This window comes from Brucella tritici, assembly GCF_902825325.1.
Lineage (GTDB): Bacteria > Pseudomonadota > Alphaproteobacteria > Rhizobiales > Rhizobiaceae > Brucella.
This window is the reverse complement of the sequence record NZ_CADEAR010000047.1, coordinates 5,001-6,243: the sequence shown is the minus strand read 5'-3', so window position 1 is coordinate 6,243 and position 1,243 is coordinate 5,001. Positions and strand designations below refer to the sequence as shown.

Sequence of the window (1,243 nt, the reverse complement as noted above, 5' to 3'; positions counted from 1 at the left end):
TTGGTTGCGGGGGCAGGATTTGAACCTGCGGCCTTCAGGTTATGAGCCTGACGAGCTACCGGGCTGCTCCACCCCGCGATAAACTTTTGAGTGCCGAGCTTATGCCCGGTCTTGTTTTGTTTTCCGTCCTCGCCGTCTGTGCCGGCTGCGGTCGGAAGGGGCTGCTCCACCCCGCGCCAGGGTGTTTATTATGAACTGGTTTGGGTATTTTTTGGCGCCTGACGCTGATGCGAACTGTTTTGTATGTTTTGTTGAGAAGATGTTTTGATTTGTGTGCTTGGCAGACCTGGCAGCGACCTACTCTCCCGTGTCTTAAGACAAAGTACCATTGGCGCTGGAGCGTTTCACGGCCGAGTTCGGAATGGGATCGGGTGCAGCCGCTCCGCCATAACCACCAGGTCGGCGAAGAACACAAATATGAGAAGCTGGTTAGGGGAGTAGGGGAATAGGGCAGTAAGGGAGTATGTTAGCTCACTGTTTCCTCTGCTCTTTCCGTCTTTCGTGCTGATAGCATCAACGCTCTTATAGAGCGCTGACAAACAATAAGCACGCGACTGCGTGCCGCCGGTTTTCCGGCGCCCTGTCCGGAGCGAAGCGGCTTTAGCCGCGACAGCGTGAGGACAGAAGTTAAAGCTGATATCCATCAAGCTTTGCTTGATGGATATTGTAAATGGGAGTGATCAAGTCGATCGAGCTATTAGTACCGGTAAGCTACATGCGTTGCCGCACTTCCACACCCGGCCTATCAACGTGGTAGTCTTCCACGGCTCTGATAGGGAATACTCGTTTTTAGGTGGGTTTCCCGCTTAGATGCCTTCAGCGGTTATCCCGTCCGTATATAGCTACCCTGCTATGCCGTTGGCACGACAACAGGTCCACCAGAGATACGTCCATCCCGGTCCTCTCGTACTAGGGACAGATCCTATCAATATTCCTACACCCACGGCAGATAGGGACCGAACTGTCTCACGACGTTCTGAACCCAACTCACGTACCGCTTTAAATGGCGAACAGCCATACCCTTGGGACCTGCTCCAGCCCCAGGATGCGATGAGTCGACATCGAGGTGCCAAACAACCCCGTCGATATGGACTCTTGGGGGTCATCAGCCTGTTATCCCCGGCGTACCTTTTATCCGTTGAGCGATGGCCCTTCCACGCGGGACCACCGGATCACTATGACCGACTTTCGTCTCTGCTCGACTTGTCAGTCTTGCAGTCAGGCAGGCTTATGCCATTGCACT

General features: G+C 54.1%; 1 tRNA gene and 2 rRNA genes (1 of these 3 running past the window's edge). All 3 read right to left on the bottom strand.

Annotated elements, in window-relative coordinates:
* Position 1 precedes the first annotated feature (1 nt).
* Positions 2–78 (bottom strand) — tRNA-Met (locus tag HWX93_RS22300).
* 206 nt (positions 79–284) lie between these two features.
* Positions 285–399: ribosomal RNA gene (gene rrf / locus HWX93_RS22295) — 5S ribosomal RNA — on the bottom strand.
* A gap of 277 nt (positions 400–676) precedes the next feature.
* Positions 677–1,243 (bottom strand): 23S ribosomal RNA (locus HWX93_RS22290) (it continues 2,320 nt past the right edge of the window).